At 51.5% G+C, this 19547-nt stretch carries 16 protein-coding genes and 1 pseudogene; 9 read left to right on the forward strand and 8 right to left on the reverse strand.

Going from position 1 to position 19547, the window contains the following annotated elements:
* Positions 1 to 120: 120 nt before the first annotated feature.
* The 4 genes from Dia5BBH33_RS08735 to Dia5BBH33_RS08750 all read right to left on the reverse strand — a co-directional run bounded on the left by Dia5BBH33_RS08735 (position 121) and on the right by Dia5BBH33_RS08750 (position 4698).
* Positions 121 to 1305 carry a nucleotide sugar dehydrogenase gene (locus tag Dia5BBH33_RS08735; RefSeq protein ID WP_108850528.1) on the reverse strand — a complete coding sequence of 395 codons (1185 nt, stop codon included), beginning with the start codon at positions 1303 to 1305 and terminating at the stop codon, positions 121 to 123.
* A gap of 257 nt (positions 1306 to 1562) precedes the next feature.
* Positions 1563 to 2930 carry a threonine/serine exporter family protein gene (locus Dia5BBH33_RS08740; RefSeq protein WP_143332812.1) on the reverse strand — a complete coding sequence of 456 codons (1368 nt, stop codon included), beginning with the start codon at positions 2928 to 2930 and terminating at the stop codon, positions 1563 to 1565.
* A 40-nt stretch (positions 2931 to 2970) separates the two neighbouring features.
* Positions 2971 to 3855 (reverse strand): hypothetical protein, encoded by an 885-nt coding sequence (locus Dia5BBH33_RS08745; RefSeq protein WP_143332813.1) that lies wholly within the window; start codon positions 3853 to 3855, stop codon positions 2971 to 2973.
* 114 nt (positions 3856 to 3969) lie between these two features.
* Positions 3970 to 4698, reverse strand: a complete 729-nt coding sequence (locus tag Dia5BBH33_RS08750; protein WP_143332814.1) for a BUD32 family EKC/KEOPS complex subunit — start codon at positions 4696 to 4698, stop codon at positions 3970 to 3972.
* A gap of 454 nt (positions 4699 to 5152) precedes the next feature.
* Here Dia5BBH33_RS08750 and brnQ (Dia5BBH33_RS08755) point away from each other — a divergent pair, with 454 nt between their 5' ends.
* From brnQ (Dia5BBH33_RS08755) to Dia5BBH33_RS08770, 4 genes are all read left to right on the forward strand, one after another.
* Complete coding sequence (gene brnQ, locus Dia5BBH33_RS08755; protein ID WP_143332815.1) at positions 5153 to 6499, forward strand: branched-chain amino acid transport system II carrier protein; 1347 nt, start codon at positions 5153 to 5155, stop codon at positions 6497 to 6499.
* A 368-nt stretch (positions 6500 to 6867) separates the two neighbouring features.
* The gene (gene brnQ / locus Dia5BBH33_RS08760) at positions 6868 to 8193 is read left to right on the forward strand and encodes a branched-chain amino acid transport system II carrier protein (RefSeq protein ID WP_143332816.1); all 1326 of its coding nucleotides are present in this window, start codon (positions 6868 to 6870) and stop codon (positions 8191 to 8193) included.
* A gap of 567 nt (positions 8194 to 8760) precedes the next feature.
* A complete protein-coding gene (thiW, locus tag Dia5BBH33_RS08765; RefSeq protein ID WP_143332817.1) occupies positions 8761 to 9264 on the forward strand; it encodes an energy coupling factor transporter S component ThiW in 504 nt (167 codons plus the stop codon).
* 301 nt (positions 9265 to 9565) lie between these two features.
* Positions 9566 to 11374, forward strand: coding sequence for an S-layer homology domain-containing protein (locus Dia5BBH33_RS08770; RefSeq protein ID WP_143332818.1), 1809 nt, complete (start codon positions 9566 to 9568; stop codon positions 11372 to 11374).
* A gap of 885 nt (positions 11375 to 12259) precedes the next feature.
* On the opposite strand, the gene Dia5BBH33_RS08775 is transcribed toward Dia5BBH33_RS08770, so the two are convergent.
* The 3 genes and pseudogenes from Dia5BBH33_RS08775 to Dia5BBH33_RS08785 form a co-directional block, all read right to left on the reverse strand.
* Entirely contained in the window at positions 12260 to 12484 is a 225-nt protein-coding gene (locus tag Dia5BBH33_RS08775; RefSeq protein ID WP_022383107.1) for an alpha/beta hydrolase, read from the reverse strand.
* A gap of 91 nt (positions 12485 to 12575) precedes the next feature.
* Positions 12576 to 12914: pseudogene (locus Dia5BBH33_RS08780) on the reverse strand (transketolase C-terminal domain-containing protein).
* A 67-nt stretch (positions 12915 to 12981) separates the two neighbouring features.
* Entirely contained in the window at positions 12982 to 13800 is an 819-nt protein-coding gene (locus Dia5BBH33_RS08785) for a transketolase (RefSeq protein WP_108850520.1), read from the reverse strand.
* A 237-nt stretch (positions 13801 to 14037) separates the two neighbouring features.
* On the opposite strand from Dia5BBH33_RS08785, the gene Dia5BBH33_RS08790 reads away from it, so the two are divergent.
* The 5 genes from Dia5BBH33_RS08790 to Dia5BBH33_RS11320 all read left to right on the forward strand — a co-directional run bounded on the left by Dia5BBH33_RS08790 (position 14038) and on the right by Dia5BBH33_RS11320 (position 18168).
* Positions 14038 to 15369: a TrkH family potassium uptake protein gene (locus Dia5BBH33_RS08790; protein WP_108850519.1), complete on the forward strand. Its 1332-nt coding sequence runs from the start codon at positions 14038 to 14040 to the stop codon at positions 15367 to 15369.
* 17 nt (positions 15370 to 15386) lie between these two features.
* Entirely contained in the window at positions 15387 to 16028 is a 642-nt protein-coding gene (locus Dia5BBH33_RS08795) for a potassium channel family protein (protein ID WP_022383110.1), read from the forward strand.
* A gap of 184 nt (positions 16029 to 16212) precedes the next feature.
* Positions 16213 to 16899: a DUF2249 domain-containing protein gene (locus Dia5BBH33_RS08800; RefSeq protein WP_108850518.1), complete on the forward strand. Its 687-nt coding sequence runs from the start codon at positions 16213 to 16215 to the stop codon at positions 16897 to 16899.
* Positions 16900 to 16981: 82 nt separating this feature from the next.
* Positions 16982 to 17878 (forward strand): oxygen-binding di-iron domain-containing protein, encoded by an 897-nt coding sequence (locus tag Dia5BBH33_RS08805; protein ID WP_232518040.1) that lies wholly within the window; start codon positions 16982 to 16984, stop codon positions 17876 to 17878.
* Positions 17761 to 18168, forward strand: coding sequence for a flavodoxin domain-containing protein (locus tag Dia5BBH33_RS11320; protein WP_231939271.1), 408 nt, complete (start codon positions 17761 to 17763; stop codon positions 18166 to 18168). The genes Dia5BBH33_RS08805 and Dia5BBH33_RS11320 overlap by 118 nt, the downstream gene beginning before the upstream one ends.
* Before the next feature lie 74 nt (positions 18169 to 18242).
* Here Dia5BBH33_RS11320 and panC read toward each other — a convergent pair whose 3' ends face one another.
* Positions 18243 to 19094, reverse strand: coding sequence for a pantoate--beta-alanine ligase (gene panC / locus Dia5BBH33_RS08810; RefSeq protein WP_232518041.1), 852 nt, complete (start codon positions 19092 to 19094; stop codon positions 18243 to 18245).
* Positions 19095 to 19547 lie beyond the last annotated feature (453 nt).

Here is a 19547-nt window from a genome sequence, read left to right on the forward strand (position 1 = left end):
AGCAAAAAATCTGTGATAACTCAAATAAAAGGTTGTGCCCTGGATCATTGATCCGGGACACAACCTTTTTGGCTGGAATGAATTTTGTCACATTCCTTTTTTACTATTATTCTCTCTCCTTTAGTCTCTTGTGAAGAGGTCTCTTGTATAAACCTTTTCCTTCACATCTTCGAGGTCTTTTTCTTCGCGGTTGGTGAGGATGATGTCGCATTCATCCTTGAGCTGCTGGAGGTCTTTCGTGACGGGGATGCCCATGAAGGAGTCTCCCTTATAAGACGGTTCGTAGATGAGAAGGGGAATGTCCTTGTTCTTCAGACGCTCGATGACGCCCTGAATGGCGGAGGAGCGGAAGTTGTCGCTGCCGCTCTTCATGATGAGGCGGTAGATGCCGGCTTTCTTCGGATTTCTGGCGGCAATGCGGTCAGCGATGAAGGATTTCCTTGTCTCGTTGGAATCGACGACGGCGCGGATCATGGTTTCCGGGATGCCTTCGAAGTTCGAGAGGAGCTGTCGGGTGTCTTTCGGCAGGCAGTATCCGCCGTAGCCGAAGGAAGGATTGTTGTAGAAATCGCCGATTCTGGGGTCGTAGCCCATGCCTTTGATAATGTCGGCGGTCTTCAGGCCCTTTTCTTCGGCATAGGTGTCGATTTCATTGAAGTAGGCGACGCGGATGGCGAGGAAGGTGTTGGAGAAGAGTTTGATGGACTCTGCTTCAGACGATCCTGTGATGAGGACCGGAATGTTCTCGCGGACGGCGCCTTCCTGTTCCAGGGCTGCGAATTTTTCTGCTTCGGGGCGGAGGGCTTCTTTTCCTTTCGGGATCCCGACGATGATGCGGGACGGGTAGAGGTTGTCGTAGAGAGCTTTGCCTTCGCGGAGGAATTCCGGTGCGAAGAGAATGGAAAGGTCAGGATAGACGGCAGAAATTTCCTGGGTGTATCCGATCGGAATGGTGGATTTGATGACGACGATGGCCTTGGAACCGACGCGCTGGATCTGGGAGAGGATGGCTTCGACGGCCGATGTGTCGAAGTGGTTCGTCTCCGTGTCGTAGTTCGTCGGAGCGGCGATGACGATCAGGTCTGCTTCCCTGTATGCGCTGTCACCGTCCATGGTGGCGGTGAGGTCGAGATCCTTGTGCGCCAGGTAGTCTTCGATATAATCGTCGACGATCGGGGATTCCTTCCTGTTGACCATATCCACTTTTTCCTGGATGACGTCCACGGCAGTGACCTTATGGTGCTGGGAGAGGAGGATGGCATTGGAGAGGCCGACGTAGCCTGTGCCTGCAATTGCGATTTTCATGGTGAGCCCTCTTTCTGAAGAAATTATCCCTTTTATTATACACTTTTTTCTGGCCTTCAGTCATGAAGAGTCGAATGAAAACCGTAAGGCTTTTACGCTTATGCAAGAAAATATGAGGATCTAGGCCGTATTAATCTGATCATCCCATGTAATATTTCAAAATTATCCGGAACACTAAATCATTCTCCTGCTTGCATAATCAAAAAACTGTGAAATTAGGATTTCTGATTTCACAGTTTTTTATTACCTTTATTCTTTTACCTTCTCTCGCTTGCGTGGTCGAGATTGGCGGCGTCTTCTATGACGGCTTCCTGGCCATCTCTTTCTTCGAGGATTTTTCTCAAGCGTTCTCTCTTGGAGCGGTCGATGAACTGGTGGGCTATGACGTCGGGGAGTGTGGCTCCTAAGGCTATGCCCAGGATGACGAGGGCGGCTTCGACGCCGTTTTGCATGGCTAACATGAATTCATCGGTGGTCAGTGTATGGATACGGATGACGGCGAAGAGGAAGCGGTAGAGGAGGACGCCGGGGATGAGTGGGATGATGGCCGGTGTGGTCAGGACGAATACCGGGGCATGCAGGTTGCGTGCGACGATCAAGAGGAAGAGTGACAGTGTGGCAGCGCCTATGAAAGAAGCGGTGGCCATGCCTGTTCCGAAGTCGACCATGAGGATGTTTCTCATGTCGACGGTGATGATGGCGCCTAAGCATGCGAGCGGTATATATCGTTTCGGGATGTTGAACATGACGCAGAAGCCGGCGGCTGCCATGGCGGCGGCGAGGGCCTGCGCGATGTAGAGGCTTTCAGGGGCGATGCGGACGCCGGTGAAGTTCGGGACGCTTGTCATGACGGCGACGGCGGAGAGGCCGAATGTCATGGCGGTCATGACAAGGATGGTCTGCGTAAATCGTGTCATGCCTGAGTTCAGATAGTTCGACAGGAAGTCATCGACGCAGTTGATCAGCGGGACGCCTGGTATAAGTGTCAGCGCACAGGCGACGACGGGCAGCCACGAGCAGGGCGGCCCCGGTATGTAGAGTGTGAGGTAGGCTGTCGCGGTCGCAAAGAAGGCGCTGGCGGCGATGCCGATGTAAATATTGACACCGAAGCGTTCGCAGAGTGTCTTGACGTAGGCACCCACGACAGCGGCGATGAATGTGTAGAGGGCTTCGTACCAGTGCCCGCCAAAGAGGAGGCAGAAGGCGCTGGATGCCATGCCGATGCAGAAGAGTGTCAGCCACTGGGGATAGAGTCTTTTCCTTGCCATCTGCTGGATGGTCATCATCTGATTCCGGTAGATGAGGTAGGATTCATTGCTCGTCAGTGCGTCCCAGCTGAGCTGGTTGGCGAGAAGCGTCGTCATCATGTTGACGCCGTGCTTGTAGCATTTGCGGAACATGGTTTCCGACGTGACGCCGTCATCCACATTGATCATGATGGTGCTGTATGTGATGTGGATCTGGACGTTTTCCCAGTAAATGCCAAGGTAAGCGGCGGCACGGAGCATGTCTCTGACGACACGCTTGCTGCTGGCGCCGTTTTCCATCATGAGCTGTCCGATGTCGAGGATGAGCTGCATCTTGTCCCTGACGGTCAGCTCTGCTTTATCTGATTTCTTATACAAAAGGCATCACCTCTGATAACCCCTAACGGGATGCGCTGCCTTAGAGCGGCGTATTCCTGATGATATCGAAATACTCCTGGTACTGCCTTGCCTGTTCGTAGTCGTGGAGCGGGAAGCATTCGCTCACCCAGCGGATGAGGAGCCATGCGCAGCCGAAGAATACGAGGAACTGGAGTGTCCTGTGAATGGCGGAATAGGACGCTGTGTCCTTCCTGATCCATTTTTTGTCCAGATTGTACGCGCTCTGGTAAATCCAGCGGGCATAGAGGATGACGAAGGCCAGGATCCCGAGGTTCATCAGGATGAGGCTCATTCCCCCGATGTGCGTCAGGACGACGTGGGAGAACCACTTGCCCGGGCTGTACAGCGCGAAGAACATTTCCCTTGGCGTCATCATGATTCCCATGTATGCGTAATGCGTGAGGAAGATGAAGGCGCTGAAGGAAAAGAAACACACGGCTATGAGGCAGATGAGGACCGCCAGTTTCCGTCCCATGACGACGCGGCAGATGACGTTCATGATGAAGAAGATCAGGAGCAGGATCGCGATCGCTGTCAGGAAGTACGGGCTCAGGTGGTTGAAGGAGGCGTCCTTCAGTCCGTTCACCGCGTGCAGGAGTACGTAAGGAAATATGACTATCCATGAGAAGAAAGGAATGTAGCCGATCCGCCAGAACGGATGGAGAAGGCTCTTCCTTGTCATAAATTGTGTCAGGAAAAGGAGAATGAAGCATTCCCCCATGCTCCTCTGGAAGCGGTACCATTCGAAAAGGCCGGTGATTCCGAGGGCAAAATAGTAAATGAAAACGAGGAACAGGAGAAAAATGGCACCAAAAAAGTACGTCCCGATTTCGCGTTTCGAGACACCTTCCCACCAAAGCTTGAGTTTTTCCTGCTCCTGCTCCCAGAAGTTCATTATGTTCACTCCCCTGTCCTCCCGGAAAAGTGCCGGAAGGGACGGTTATTGTTATCGATTTCTATCTGTTTCTATCTTTAAGTATATAAGGCGCGGGCCCTGCGGGCAATAGCAGGAGGCCTGTCAGGTCAGAAGATGGTCATAAATTTTTCTGACGGATTCGATGTCCTTCATCTTGAAGGGCGCAAGCTGGCGTGTCAGGGATCCGACGATAGAATGCTTCATCAGGAAACGGCGCGCTTCCTCTCTCGTCTCTTCGCCGCCGTTTTTGACGTAGCCCCGTTCAAGGGCGTCTGCTCTTTCGCGGGCTTCAGGATAGTTTTCGCGGTAGATTCCCTGAAGAAGAAGGATGAAATCGAGCGCTTTCTGCGTAGCCGGGTCCTGGGAGTACATGCGGTTTTCCCAGTCAAGGAAATGGATGACTCCGTCGTTCCATGTGATGTCGCGGAGAGCCGGACGGCCATGGACGATGCCGTTCTTGTGGAGGGCAGCGAGCGCTGCACCCGCCTCTTCCAGGATGAGTTCCTTCTCTGCTTCGGACTTGTCCGAGTCGAGCCAGTTTTTCACGGTAGGACCGCCGTCCTTTGTCACCATGTAATCCGGCGTGAGGACTTCGATCTCCGGAACGAGGTCAGGATTATTTCTCCCGGCAATCGTCATGCGGGCGATTTCATAATAAAATTCCTTTTCGACGGAGTACTTCACGAGCTGGTTTCTTCCGTTCCCCAGCTTTCTTTTGATCCAATACTTCTCCCCGTCCAGTGTAAAATTCAGGACGCGGTCAGAGGGTCTTTCCGAGATCACCCTGTCCGCCATCCGTCTCAAACGTTCCATTAAAGTTCCTTCCATCATCCTTTGTCTCCTGTATCTTTCAATCATGCATTTACCCTTTATTTTAACATGTGGAGTGTTTCTCGTCAGCATGGAGGAAGGAAATGGGATAGAGAGAATGAAACGGGAGGGAAATTAAAACCATACTACCGGACTTCGTCCGCGGAAATACAACTCATCCCTTTACTTATTAACTTCTGTTTTCGCGCAGCCCTTTTTAGAAACTGCACCCCTTTCGCCCTTCGGGCACCTTCCCCGTCTGGGAAGGCAAGTATAAATGCCGGCCCCGTTCCTCTCTCTCCGCCCTTCTAAAATAAGGATTTTTTATGGATTGATTGCCTTTTCATAACATTTCTTTATTTATTTTAATCATATAATTTAGTGTCTTATACTCTTTTTCGATTTACATTTCTTTAATCTATGATAAAATAGCATAAAATACGTTTCACTCTGCAGTAAAGATGGGGTATCGCTTATGAAAAAATCATCACAGGAATCTTCCCGAGAGTTTATCTCGATCGGGCTCATGCTTTTCGCGCTGTTTTTCGGCGCAGGGAATCTGATTTTCCCGGTATTCTTGGGCCAAAATGCTGGCTGGAATACGCCCTGGGCTACGATCGGCTTCCTGATTACGGGTGTCGGCCTTCCTTTTGCGGCTGTGCTTGCGATTTGTTATTCGGGCGCAGGTCTTAAGGAGCTGGCTTCGCGTGTCCATCCGGTGTACGGTGTGCTGTTCAGCTCTCTTCTGTACCTGACGATCGGACCGTTCTTCGCGATTCCCCGTACGGCTACGGTTTCTTTTGAAATTGCGGCGGCTCCATTCCTGACGGATGCACAGAAAACAATCGGGCTGTATGTCTTCGTTTTCATTTTCTTCCTTCTGTCCTGGTGGCTGGCTGTCACTCCTTCCAAGCTTGTTCCGCGTATCGGCAAGGTCATCACGCCGATGCTGCTTCTTTTCCTCTTCATTCTGATCGGTTCTTCTATCCTCTTCCCGATGGGACCATGGATGGAACCTTCCGCTGCTTATTCGGCTCCGTTGAAGGCTTTCACGAATGCACTGGTTGAAGGCTACAACACGATGGACTGCCTGGCTGGTCTTGTCTTCGGCGTCATTGTCGTGGAATCGATTCGTTTCTTCGGCGTAAAGACGAATGAGGAAGTGGCTCGTTCTGCTATGAAGTCCGGCCTCATTTCCACATTCTTCATGTTCATCATCTATGCATCCCTGGTCGTTCTGGGCGCTGATGCTGTCAGTGTTCTGGGCCATATGGAAACAGGCGCTCCGGTTCTTTCCGGCGCTTCTGCTTACTACTTCGGCACTTCCGGTGCTGTCCTCCTGGGACTCATCGTCATCCTGGCATGCCTCACGACTTCCATCGGCCTGATTGCTTCCTGCGCTGCTTATTTCCATCAGCTCTTCCCGATGCTGCATCGTCAGACCTGGGCTGCTCTCTTTGCAGGCTTCTCTTTCCTGATCGCTCTCTTCGGTCTTTCTGCCATCATCAAGGGCGCTATCCCGGTACTGCTTTTCCTGTACCCGCTGGCTGTTTCCCTGATCATCCTGGCATTGCTCGACAAGCGTTTCGACGGAAGCCAGAAGGTCTATGCACTAGCAACGGCTTTCACCTTCGTTCCGGCTCTCTATGACGGACTCAAGATGCTGAAGCTCACGACCCCTGCCATGGATCAGTTCATGCATTCCCTGCCGCTTGCTGAATACGACATGGCATGGACACTCTTCTTCATCACAGGCTTCGTCCTCGGATTCATCTGGCACAAGGCCGCTGACAAGGCGCCTGCCACAGCAGAATCCAATTAAGTGTATACTCTTTCAAGTTTCTAAAATTTTTCTAAAATATATGCAATATTCCCTTTGACATTCTCATTTCCTCATGCTAGAATATCTCTAAATCATTAGAGACGATGATCGGAATCAGGCTAGGGATCTTCTCAGAGAGGCGATGGATGGTGCAAATCGCTGAAGTTGAATCAGCCGCGTCACCCGTGAGTTCCTTTTTCGTACTCCAATTGGAGGCAGGGAAAGGCGGGAGCCCCGTTAGCGGCGAATTGAGTAATTGGACAAGGTGGTACCTCACAGCATATGTGCCCTGTCGGAGTTTTTCCGGCGGGGCTTTTTTGTACCTACCGGAAGTAGAAGGCGAGTCCTTCGGAAAAGGAGATGTTATTATGGAGAAATCTAAGAATTCCTTCATCGCCATCGGGCTGATGCTGTTCGCGCTGTTCTTCGGCGCCGGCAACCTGATCTTCCCGGTATTCATGGGGCAGAATTCAGGTGTGGAAACGATTCCCGCTACGATCGGCTTTCTGCTCACAGGCGTGGGTCTTCCGATCCTTGGCATTGCAGCCATCGGTTACTCCGGGGACGACCTGCAGAAGCTGGCTTCCCGTATCTGCACACCGTACGCCATTTTCTTCACCGTCGCCCTGTACCTGACCATCGGGCCGGCCTTCGCTATCCCCCGTACGGCTACGACATCTTTTGAAATCGCCTTCGCTCCGCTCTTCTCGGAAGAAAGCCGTCAGATGGCTCTCTATGGCTTCGCTTTCGTCTTCTTCGCCGTTTCTTGGTGGCTCTCCGTCACCCCGTCGAAACTGGTCGACCGTATCGGCAAAGTCATCACTCCGGTTCTTCTGGCATTCCTTGCCCTGCTCTTCATCTTTGCAACGATCGCTCCGATCGGACCCTGGCAGGCTGCTTCGAAGGACTACATCGATCCGATGAAAGCTCTTTCCCAGGGATTCCTTGACGGCTACGGCACTATGGATGCCCTCGCCGCTTTCGTATTCGGCATCATCGTCGTCAATTCCGTCCGCCAGTACGGCGCCACGACAAATGAAGAAATCGCATTCATGACCCTGCGTTCCGGTCTCATCGCAGGCCTCTGCCTCGGCATTATTTACGTATTCCTCTGCTTCATCGGCGCCTCCTCTGTCTCTGAACTGGGACATCTGGAAAACGGCGCTGAAGTCCTCGTAGGCGTTGCACTTCACTACTTCGGTTCTTACGGCAGTCTCATCATGGGCGTCATCGTCCTCCTCGCCTGCCTAACCACAAGCGTCGGCCTCATCACCGCATGCGCTGAATACTTCGGCCGCCTGATTCCGGTCCTCTCTTACAAAATCTGGGTGACCGTCTTCGCATTCACTTCCTTCTGCGTTGCACTCTTCGGCCTGACCACCATCATCCATGCCGCTATTCCGGTCCTGATGTTCCTCTATCCGCTGACGATCTCCCTCATGATCCTCACCTTCACGGATAAACTTTTCCACGGCCACAGAGCTGTCTATGCCTGCGCTACCCTCTTCACTCTGATCCCGTCCCTCTACGACGGCATCCACACCGCAGGCCTCCAGATCACCACCCTCGACAACGTCATGTCGAACCTTCCGTTCGCACACTACGGCCTCGCATGGGTTACCTTCTGCGCCGCCGGCTACATCGTAGGCCTCATCATCGCCCACATGTCGCCGTCTAAAGAAAAGACTGCATAAGGAAATAGAAAAAGGAGAGGGCTGTGACAAAATGTGTAATCATTTCGTCACAGTCCCTTTTTCTATTGGAATATTCCAGTAAAGGATTATCTAACAAATGTATTTATTGGGTCTATCTGAAAATTTCAAAACCTCGCTGCGCTCGAGAACTACTGTATCCGTCGCCTCCGGCGACACCTTCTACTTTCGGAGCAAGGTTAACACCCTTAAACCGAACTTCGTTCGAGAAAAGGAAAAAGCAGAGTTTTAACGGATTTTGTCACATCCCCTTTTTGTGGGGGAACATGGTAAGACCCGATAGCAAAGAGAGAGTAAGCCGGACAACCAGCCTGATGGCTGGAGAAATGCTCTATCCGTTTACACCTTCCCTTCCCAGGGCAAGGTCAAGACCGGCCTACGGCCCTGGTAATCGTCCCTAACCGTCACTCCTCATTTTCAGTTAATACCCCATTTTTTGTTTTGATTGTTCTTCATTTGCAAATTGTTCCTGCATGATTCTATAATAGGTAAAATATATTACTTTATTAATGAATCAAGATTTCAGGATTTTTTCTTCAAGGAGGAGTTATGGATAGACAGGATTCTCTTCGGAAGTGGATTTTCTCGGCGCTTTTGGTGGCGGCGGGGGTGCTGCTTTCTCCGCTTTTTTCTTTCCCTCTGGGTGTGACGAGGGCTTTTCCTTTGCAGCATATGATTAATATTTTCCTCGCGGTTCTTTGCGGGACAAGGTTCAGTACGTCGGCTGCGTTCGGGACGGCTTTGATCCGGAATATTCTTGGCACGGGCAGCCTCCTGGCTTTCCCGGGTTCCATGATCGGTGCTTTCCTTTCTGGTTATCTTTACAGCAAGACGCAGAAGCTCTGGTGCGCTGTGCTTGGTGAATTCGTCGGGACTTCGATTATCGGCGGCCTGGTTTCCTATCCGATTGCCGCTCTTCTCATGGGTTCTTCGAAGGGTGCGCTCTTCTATGTGTCCCTCTTCTCCATTTCCTGCGGCGCCGGCTGCGTCATCGCTTTCTGTGTTTTAAAAAGTGCTAGCTTAATTCAAACAGAATTACTCAAAAACAGATAACATCTTTATCTATAAGTCTCTATAAACTATTATTTATAATAATAAAATCTCATGCTTAGCGTATATTTTTTCCGCAGAAAACTTCGATTTTCTGCGGTTTTTTCGTGCTCTGACTATGAGTCAAAGTTTTAGCACCTGCTGTTAACTGCTATTGACACCCCTCTAAAATAAAATGTATAATGTTTTAGTTTCTAAAGTATTTTATCACTCAAAGTGAGTGTTTTGTATAAAAATAATCCTGGGAAGGATTGATAAGGGAGTTTCCACTGGGAGGGATATCCCTGGAAAAGAGGGGAATTTTATGAAGCACCGTCTACTGAAAGCCGCGGCCGCCGTCGTATTTACGTGCGCCGCGTTCCATGTACAGGCAGCCAATCCGTTCACGGACGTCGATACGAACTCCTGGGCTTACCAGGCAGTTTCCAAGCTGTCCGCTGAAAACGTCGTCGAAGGATATCCGGACGGCACGTTCCGCGGGGAAAAGAATATTTCCCGTTATGAAGTTGCACAGATCATTGCGCACCTTGTCGCAAGAAAGGACAGCCTGACTGCTGATCAGCAGGCTACCGTCGACAAGCTCGCTCAATCTTATAGAGACGACCTCGCCAATCTTGGCGTCCGCGTCACTGAACTTGAAAAGAAGACCGGTCACACAGAACTCATCACTGAACTCCGTATTCAGGATGTCGACCGCTATGGCAATATCTTCAAAGGTCACACGGAAAAGGACAATGAGCTCAGCACCCGCGTCCGCCTGAATACGATCACCACCGTCAATGACAGAAGCACCGTTTACGGACAGCTCGAAACCTTCCTCGGTTTCTCTGGAAATGATGTGTACAGTGTCAACAAGTACAGCTATAACTCTGATGGCTCCCGCTATCAGAATAATGGCTACGGCGAAGGTGAAGTCCATCTGAACCGCTTATGGACGACCTACCAGTTCGGACCGAAGCAGGATACGACAGGGCTTCCATTCGGACCGTCCAAGAACCTCATCGGTATCGGCCAATTCCCCGTCAAGATGGGCGTCACTGGCTACACCTATGATGGCGAATTCAAGGGTGCATTCCTTACCCTTGGCGATTACAGAGAAGGCGGCCACTTCACGCTCGCATACGGCCGCTCAACAAACATCAACGTCGACTACACGGCGCCAATGATGCATGGATTTGGAATAACGAATGATGAAGTTACCGATCTCGCTAACAAAATGGCAACTCTAACCGCCTACAATCAGGCCGTTGCTGCTGGCCCTAACAGTCAGCAGACCGCAGCAGTCATTTCACAAGCTCAACAAAAGGTTGCAGCCATAACTTCTCAACTTTACAGCAACGACGCTCAGACAAGAGCAACCGCAGCTGCAACGATAAAAGGCATGATTGCAGCCAGCGGCTCTGATCTGGCATCCATGGCCAATGACCTCGTAGCTACCGCTGACGGCAATATCGCTCTCACTCTTTACCCGATGGGCGATAAGGTCCAGATGGCATGGGGCGAAGATGAAGATATACCGATTGCTTACGCATCCTACATCTACAAGAAACCGCAGCAGTATGAATTCCATGTCTACGGCATGAGAGCCGTCGGACCAGTCAGCCACATCGTCGCTGCTTACGGCCTTGCAGGACAGTACTACGTCACCCCGATGTGGAACGTCCACGCTGAATACGTCAAGAACATGAGAAAGCTTCCGCTGAACAACGAGCGCCCGTACTCCTTCAACTACGGCGTCGCTTACGGCACAGCTGATGTACTGAAAGCCAAGTCCTACTCCATCGGCCTTGACTACATCTACAGCCAGGCAGGCACCTACTTCGGCGGATCTACCAATGACATCGCCGACCAGTACATGGGCCATGTCTACAAAGACTGGAGAGGCAGAAGCAACGTCCCGGCTTACTTCGCCGACAAGATGGACGCAGTTCTCGATGGCACCGACAACCCGAACAGAAACTACGGCGGCGCGAAATTCTTCCTCGCCAAAGCAGCCTACGTTCCAATGAAAGGCCTCATCATCGAAGCCAACTACGGCTTCAACGCCCAGGACATGGGCGGCAAGAAGATGGACAACATGTTCCTCCTCAAAGCCACCGCCTATATTAAATAAGAAATAAAAAGAAACCCCGGAAAGCCGAAAGGCCCGGGGTTTTTGATTGTGATTTTTCAGAGAGCGGCACGAGGCCTCATGGTTTTCTATCGAACGTAGTTCGGTTTAAGGGTGTCAGAGCTCACCCCGTAGGGGGAGCTGATTGCCTTTGACCTTGCTCTGGAAGAGAAGGTCGGGATAAGATTACGAAAGGTTTCAAATAAATAAGAGTCGAGCTCTTTCTTTTATTCCTCGTGAAGCTGCCCCCGACGGAGGGAAGTGGCGCCGTTAGGCGACGAAAGGGGTGCAGTAAATAGGAAAGGACATCAGCGGTAGCACCACAAATGTCTCATAAGTTAGTGTACGGGGCGGATGAGTTGCATTTCCCAGGACATGGGCCGGTTGTACGGTTTTATCATATTTTACGTTTCCCACGAGCGAAGCGAGGTCGTGTGGTTTCGAATAAACACCGGACAACCTCGCTAGCGCTCGTGGAACTACACCCCTTTCTGCCGCATTCGCGGCGTCCTTCCCCGACGGGCAGGTCAAAACCTTCCGTACCGGCACTTAACGATATTATCACTATCATTTAAATACGAACCGTAAATGACAATCGTAAAATACTCATTCGATACTATCCGTCAGCAACGAAGCGGAGGACTTTAATCTCCCCGTCGGGGGAGAATGGTCAGCCTATCTTTTTACTGTTGCTGACAAAAGGGGTGCAGTATTCATTGGTTTTTATAAAAAGGTTCCATCGAGCCCCGCGAGGTTGTATGGTTTTATCTTCTTTCCCTCGCATCAGCGAGGTCGTATGGTTTTTCATAGCTGTATGGTTTTATCATATTTCTCCCACGCAAAACCCGCCGCAGTCCAATTCCTGCGGCGGGTTTCCTTACTATTTCCTTATTTCAAGTTTGTCTTGAAGAATTCTGCAATCTTGGCGAATGGGATGACGTCCATATGATCGTAGAGGTCGGTGTGGACGGCGCCCGGGATGATGAGGAGTTCTTTGTTATTTCCTTTCATCTTCTTGTAGACGTCTTCGCTGAAGTAGCGGGAATGGGCTTTTTCTCCATGGATGAGGAGGACGGGTGTCTCGATTTCATCGGCGTAGATATTGATCGGCATGCCGGCGAAGTCCGGGAGGGAGCTCAGTGTCGCACCTGTGGTGGAGCCGAAGGATCTCGGGCTGTAGCCTCTCTTTGTCTGTTACAGGCAATTACGTTTCCCTGGCCTTGTGGGCGGCAGCGACGATATCCGCTGCTGTGAGGCCGTATTTCTTTAAGAGGTCGGCCGATGAGCCCGATTCGCCGAAGGTGTCCTGAATGCCGACGAATTCCTGGCGGACAGGATAGCGGCGCACCAGCGTTTCAGCTACGGCCGAGCCCAGGCCGCCGATGACGGAGGCTTCTTCTGCCGTGACAAAGCAGCCTGTTTAGCGGGCTGCTTTGTCGATGAGGTCTGCATCGATGGGCTTCAGCGTAGGCATGTTGATGACCATGGCCTGAATCCCTTCTTGGGCCAGCGTGTCTGCTGCTGCCAAGGCTTCTGCCGTCATGCGGCCTGTGCCGATGAGGGCTACGTCTGAACCGTCACGGAGGATTTCCCCCGTGTTGATTGTGCCATCAGCCTTCACCTCCCAGTTCCTTCAGTGCCGTTGCGGCATCCTTGGCATCTAAGGCTTTATTGTGCCATTCCTTGTTATTTTCCATAAAATCGACGCCCTTGCCCTTGACCGTTTCGGCAATGATGACCGTCGGCTGGCCTTTGTGGGCCAGGGCTTCCTGCAAGGCGCTTTTGATTTGCGTAAAGTCGTAGCCGTTAATGGTAATCGTGTGCCAATGGAAATCGCGGAATTTAGCGTCGATAGGCATGATGTTCATGACGTCTTCCGTCGTGCCGCCTAGCTGCAGCTTATTATGGTCGATGATGAGTGTCAGGTTATCGAGCTTGAAGTGGGCACTGGTCATAGCCGCTTCCCAGATAATGCCTTCTTCAATTTCTCCGTCGCCGCAGAGGACATACGTATGCCAAGCGGCATGGTCGAGACGGGCGCCGAGGGCCATGCCGTTACCGGCCGACAGGCCTTGGCCCAGAGAGCCTGTAGACATGTCGATGCCCGGCGTGCGGTTCATATCCGGTACGCCCTGGAGCATAGCACCGCACTGGCGCAATTGCCAAAGCTCTGCTTCCGGGAAAAAGCCCTGCAGCATAAGCGTGGCGTAGAGGGCCGGTGCGGCATGGCCCTTGGACAGGATGAGCCGGTCCCGGTCAGGCCAATGGGGCTTTTGGGGATCGACATGCATGAATTCGCCGTATAATACCTGCAGTATTTCGACGATAGACAGAGAACCACCGGGATGGCCGGCGCCTGCAGCAGCCAGCATCTTGACGACGTACGAGCGCACCTCGGCGGCCCTGTGCATCAGTTTTTCGTTAGTCATACGATTCATCTCCTTATGAAAACAAAATCATATATAGCATACGTACAGCATAGACCTTTTTGGCCCTGCCGTAAAGTGTCGGCACGCCGGGATCGGCAGTGTTAAACAAACTATAACTTCCTGGGAAACTGCTTGACAATATGGGCCGTTTAGCCTATTATATGCGGATGATATATGGCGCCGCACGACGGTGCCGGAAAGTTTCAATATCCCTTTCTTTGGGGCAGGAGGAAATATATGGATGTACTGAAATACGGGCGGTCCCTGTCGCCGGCGCAGATCATCGTGTACAGCTTTGCGCTCTTTATCCTGGCCGGGACGGCCCTGCTTATGCTGCCTGCAGCCACTGTCGATGGCGCCGGTGCGACCTTTACGGATGCCCTCTTTACGATCGTTTCCGCCGTCTGCGTAACGGGCCTTTCCGTACAGGATACGGGGACCTACTGGACCTTCTTCGGCCAGGCGGTCATTCTTTTTGCCATTCAGGTCGGCGGCCTGGGCGTCGTCACGGCGGCCATTTCCCTGACCGTCTTTTCAGGCCGTAAGATCGGCCTCATGCAGCGCAATACCATGCAGGAAGCACTGGCGGCGCCACAGCTCAAGGGCATCGTCCAGCTGGTGCTCTTCATCCTGAAGTATGTCGCCATCATTGAGCTCGTAGGCACACTGCTTTTGTATACGGTCTTTGCGCCGCAATACGGCTGGGTCACCGGCTGGTGGTATGCTATGTTCCACGCCATTTCGGCCTTTTGTAATGCCGGCTTTGATATTATGGGACCGGCTGGCGGCGGCTCCCTTACGACGTATGAATTCAACCCTGTCGTCAACACGGTCATCATGCTGCTCATCATCATCGGCGGCCTGGGCTTTATGACCTGGGCCGATGTGCGTACCCACGGCTTCCACATCCGGGCGTACCGCCTGCAGTCCAAGATCATCCTGATCATGACGGCTGTGCTCATCATCGTGCCGACGCTCATCTTTTACGCTACGGAATTTGGCCAGAACCACGATACGATGTACCTCTTCCCGGCCATGTTCCAGGCCGTGACGACGCGTACAGCCGGCTTTAACAGCGTCGATCTCATGACCCTTTCCGAATCCAACCGGGCTATCCTGATCCTGCTCATGCTCGTCGGCGGGGCGCCGGGCTCGACGGCCGGCGGCATTAAGACGACGACGGCCTTTGCCCTCTTGGCATCGGTGTGGGCCATGATGCGGCGCAGCTCCGATATTTCCTGCTTTGGCCGGCGTATTTCCGAGGATACACTGCACAAGGCAACGGTGCTCTTCATGATGTATCTCCTCTTGATCATCTTCAGCACCATCTTCATTTCCGCCTTGGATGATTTTTCCATCCTCGATTCGTGTTTTGAAACGGTTTCGGCTATTGCGACAGTAGGCCTTTCTATCGGCATTACAGATCAGCTGAGCACGCTCTCTAAGTATATTCTGATCTTCCTTATGTTCTTTGGCCGTGTCGGTGCCTTGACCTTTGTCTTTGCCGTTCACTCCAAGTTTGACGGCACGCGCAGCCATTACGTCAAGGAAGACGTCGTTATCGGTTAAGAAAGAAGGACAACCACGTGAAATCTATTTTAATCATCGGCTTAGGCCGTTTTGGCAGCCATATTTGCATGATTCTCCATGACATGGGTCATGAAATCCTCGTCGTCGACACGTCAGAAGAACGGGTACAGAAAATGCTGCCCTATGCGACGAACGGCCTCGTTGCGGACAGTACGGACAAAAGCTTCCTCGAATCTCTGGGGATTCCTAATTTTGATATTTGCCTGGTGACCATCGGTGATGATTTCCAGAGCTCTATGGAAACGGCGGCACTCCTCAAGGACTTGGGCGCTAAGCTCGTCGTATCCCGTGCCTCCCGGGGGATTCATGAAAAACTCTTGCGCCGCTGCGGTGCTGACGTCACGGTCTACCCGGAAAAGCAGACGGCCTTTCTGACAGCCCTGCGCTACGGCTCGGATTCCCTCTTTGAATACTTCATCATCAGCAAGGATTACGCCGTTTGTGAAGTGGCTATTCCCCAGGCCTGGATCGGCAAGACCGTTGGTGATCTGAATATCCGCAAAAACTACCATATCAATATCCTGGCCCTCAAGAAAGGCGAAGAGCTTACGGCTGAAATCACGCCGCAGACGGTCTTTACGGAAGATCACACGATTCTCATCTTGGGTAAAAAGGAAACACTCGAACAATTCTATTGAGCTTAGCATATAGGAAAAGACCTGCATAACGCGCTATGCAGGTCTTTTTGTAAGAAATTCTCAATATCGTTGTAATAACAACAGATTCATTTTTCTCCCTATCGTATACTACAGCCATAAGGATGAAGCAGTCCTAACAAGCTAGATAAAATACCAACCGGAAACGGTGAAGGGAGCGATATATATGAGCTTTATCGATTGGCAGGATAAAATTAAGGATTTTAAAAAAGTAGACGTACGGGGCATTCAGGGAAACTTCTTTCCCGGACTGAAACAGCAGGCAGCCAAGCTGCCCGTTGGCGCCGGCCTGGAAGTGGTCCAAAACTTTGACCCCATTCCCTTGTACGAAGTTATGCAGGAATTAGGCTTTGAATATCATACGGAACAGACCGGTGATGCTGAATTTCATGCGTACTTCTATAAGACGACGGCTAGCAGTGATCCCGGTGACATTCCCATGCGCCCGGCCGCACTGACCAACATGCCCCTCATCGATGATGAACTGGGCAAGCTGTCCGTCTCCTTCTGGGATCTCACCTGGAATGATTCGAAACGCTTTTTGCCCTATGAATTCCGTCTCCTCTTGTCCCCGACCAATGCCGTCGGTGCCGGCCGCATGCGTCAGGCTACGCAAGAATTGGTCAAAGCCTATATCCACGGCTTGCCGTCAGCTGCCCTGGACGACGTCTTTGAACTCTTGGCGTGGAACCAGAGGATCGGCTTCTTCAGTTCTGAAATCGGTCCGTCCACCCTGTTCCAGGCTTATAAGACCGTAAGAAACCTGGAAAAACAGGGGAAGAGCCGGGCAGAAATCGGCGCTGTCCTGAAGGAAAAATTCGGCGAAAAGAATCCCGACATAAAAGTGCAGTAACAACGTATTCTAGATAAAATGCGTGAGATAGTGTATACTAAACAATAAGTATAACTATTGGAATTTCAAAGAGGCAAGTGTTATGAGAAAACATGTAAAAGGTAATGTCAGCTGGATTGGCTATGTCGATTGGGAACTGGAAAGCTTCCACGGCGATGATTATTCGATTTACAACGGCTCCAGCCAGAACGCCTATCTGATTGAAGAAGAAAAGACGGTCCTCGTCGATACGATCTGGGTTCCCCATCGTTTCGACTTTATCGAAAACCTGAAAAAGGAAATCGATCTGCACAAGATCGACTACATCATTGCCAACCACGGCGAATGCGACCATTCCGGCGCCTTGACGACGCTCATGGAAGAAATTCCTGATACGCCTATTTATTGCACGGCCAACGCTGTCCGCAGCATTGAAGGCCAGTACGGCAAACGGGGCTGGAATTTCCACGTCGTCAAAACCGGCGACAGCCTCGACATCGGCAATGGCAAAAAGCTTATTTTCGTAGAAATGCGTATGCTCCATTGGCCTGATTCCATGGCAACGTACATGACCGGCGACAACATCCTCTTCTCTATGGATGCCTTCGGCCAGCACTATGCCGTAGAAGAACTGTTCAACGACAAAGCCGACCAGTGTCTCCTGAACCGCGAAGCCATGAAATACTTCGCCAACATCCTCAACCCCTTTGCCCCCATTTTGACAAAGAAACTCGAAGAAATCGGCAAACTCAACCTGCCCATCGGAATGATCGCTCCGTCCCACGGTGCTATTTGGCGCACCGATCCCTTGCAGATCGTCGAAAATACGCCCAGTGGGCTGATGCCTACCAGGAAAACCAGGTTACCATTGCCTACGATACCATGTGGAACGGCACAGAATCCATTGCCCACAAGATCGCTTCGGAAATCCATGCCCAGAGCCCGGATACAGTCGTCAAGGTCTTCAATATCGCCAAGTCCGATAAGAATGAAGTCATGACGGAAGTATTTAAATCCAAGGCCATTGCCGTCGGTTCGCCGACCGTCGGCTGCAGCATCCTTTCCAGTGTTGCCGGCTGGCTGGAATTCCTGAAACAGCTGAAGTTTAAGAATAAGAGAGCCGCTGCCTTCGGCTGCTATGGCTGGAGCGGTGAATCCGTCAAAATTCTCCAGGCTAAATTGAAAGAAGCTGGCTTTGACGTCATTGACGACAATATCCGGTCCCAGTGGAATCCGGAAGAAAGCGATTACGCCGCTGTACCGGAACTGGTAAAACACCTCTTAGGTTAACACCCATACCTCCTCTCACGTAGTGTCAGGGCACGGTCGTGCCGGGTTATCCCGGCGCGGCCGTGCTTTTTTTGTCAGCCTAAGATGATGTTGTCGATAAGGCGCGTCTTGCCAATGCGTACGGCCAGGGCAAGGAGGCTCTTTTCATCGACCGTTTCGATTGCTTCAAGGGCCGGGAAAGAAAAGAGATCTACGTAGTCGATAGCGGCTAGCGGTTCCCCTGCGATTTCTTTCGTGACCAGCGCCTTCAGGACGGCTGCGTTGCGTTCGCCCTTTTCATAGGCGTCCTTTGCCAGGCGCAGGCTGCGCGACAAGACGAGAGCTGCCGTCTTTTCCTCCGGCGACAGATAGACGTTGCGCGAGCTGCGGGCCAGGCCGCTTTCTTCCCGCACGATGGGGACCATGTTGATATGAACCGGCAAGTTCATATCCTGGACAAAGCGGCAGACAACGACGACCTGCTGGGCATCCTTTTGTCCGAAAAAGGCTTCGTCTGCCTGGGTAATGTTAAAGAGCTTCGTTACGACTGTGGCGACACCGCGGAAGTGGATAGGCCGCTGGGCACCACAGAGCTTGTGTGTGATATCGCCGTCGACGTTGACGTACGTACAAAAGCCCTGGGGATACATGTCTGCCGCTTGCGGATGAAAGACGGCATCGACGCCGACGCTTTCGAGCTTCCGGCAGTCTTCTTCAAAACGGCGTGGATAGGCGTCAAAATCTTCATTGGGGCCGAACTGGGTTGGGTTGACGAAGACCGATGCGATGACGAAATCCGTCGCTTCTTTTGCCGCCCGCATCAGCGTCAGATGGCCTTCATGTAAGGCTCCCATCGTGGGTCCAGGCCGATCCGGCGGCCTTCCTGCTTCAGGCGCAGGGCAAATTCCTGCATTTCTTTGACTGTGCGAAAAATCTTCAAGGTTCATACACTCCTTTTGATGGTTTTGGGGCAAAAGAGTATAAAAAAAGGGTTATAGGACAAAACGTGTTGGTAAAAATTTATATTATGCTTGTATTAAGGGCAGAATACAGGGCATACTGGAATACGCCCGAGTTGCACTGTAATCCATCTCATTACAATTAGCTGGAAGCGTAAAAGGCCCATATTCTCAGCACTTCCAGGTTTGTGTTCAAATGCGCACTTTTCCGCATCAGCAGCAGATAAAGACACAATAAGGGCATCTATTTTTCATAACGATAATCTTTCCAGAAGATTATTCACACTGAAAAGATAAAATCCCATTTTAGCCTGTATTTATCAGGGGTTTGAGGCTTTTTACCAACACGTTTTGTCCACCCTTTAAGAATTACTGAAAGTCTTAAAATGCCGATGGAGCCCGATAAACGCGGGGCTCATCGACTATAAAAACAACACGAAA

The sequence above is a fragment of the Dialister hominis genome (genome assembly GCF_007164725.1).
Lineage (GTDB): Bacteria > Bacillota > Negativicutes > Veillonellales > Dialisteraceae > Dialister > Dialister hominis.